This is a genomic window from Hymenobacter agri, from assembly GCF_054778495.1.
Genome location: NZ_BAAGZM010000998.1, coordinates 1 through 1,045 on the forward strand (window position 1 = coordinate 1; position 1,045 = coordinate 1,045).

Sequence of the window (1,045 nt, forward strand, 5' to 3'; positions counted from 1 at the left end):
GGGCTGGCCCGCACCGACGTGGTGCTGCCCGACGACGTGACCAGCTGGGACAGCTTCGTGCTGGCTTCCGACAACCACGGCCGCCTGGGCCAGGCCACCGGCCGCCTGAAATCGTTCAAGCAGCTGCGGGCCGAGCTGGCCACACCCCGTTTCCTGGTGGCCGGCGACCGCACCCAGCTGCTGGGCAAAAGCCTGAACTACGGCTTCGACACGGCCCGCGTCACGACCACCTTCCGCAATGGCGATAAAGTGCTGGGCAGTCAGGCCCGCCTCGTCAGCCCCTCGGCCGTTGATACGCTCACCTTCACCGCGCCCGCGCCCACCGTACCCGATTCGGTAACGGTGAGCTTCGCCCTCACCCAGCCCAGCGGCTACCAGGACGGCGAGCAACGCACCCTGGCCGTGCTGCCCGCCGGCACCCGCGAAACCGTGGGCACCTTCGCCACCCTTGCGGCCGCCGATACCACCGTGCAGTTCCGCATCGACCCCACGCTGGGCGAGGCCACCGTGCGCCTGGAGAGCGACGCGCTGCCGCTACTGCTCTCCGAAATTGAGCATTTGCAGCACTACGCCTACCTCTGCAACGAGCAGGCTGCCTCCAAGCTGAAGGCGCTGCTGCTGGAGAAGCGCATTCGCGCCGTGCAGAGCCAGCCCTTCAAGGGCGACCGGGCCGTGAACTACCTCATTCGCAAGCTGCTGGCCGGCCGGCACAAGCCCAAGGGCCTCTGGGGCACCTGGCCCGATTCGGAGGTGAGCGCCTGGGCCACTTCGCATGTGCTGGAAGCCCTGCTCGAAGCCGAAAAAGCTGGTTACAAGCTGAAGCTGGACCGTGCCCCGGTGCAGGCTTTTTTGCTGCGCGAGCTGGATGCCCAATTGAGCGAAGCGGCCACCGCGGCCGCCCTGCGCCGCCAGTACCCCGGCCACTACACCAACTATTACAACTCGCCCGACGACCTCATTCGCCTGCTCACGCTGCTGCACCGCCTGGGCGCGCCGGCCGACTACCGCACCTACCTCGCCCGCTTCGACCGCCTGCAGACCGGCC

Annotated in this window: 1 protein-coding gene; it reads left to right on the forward strand. The window is 68.0% G+C overall.

Annotation, left to right across the window (positions count from 1 at the left end):
- On the forward strand, positions 1 to 1,045 hold a 1,045-nt coding region (locus ACYVDE_RS23990; protein WP_460504039.1), incomplete at both ends, for an alpha-2-macroglobulin family protein.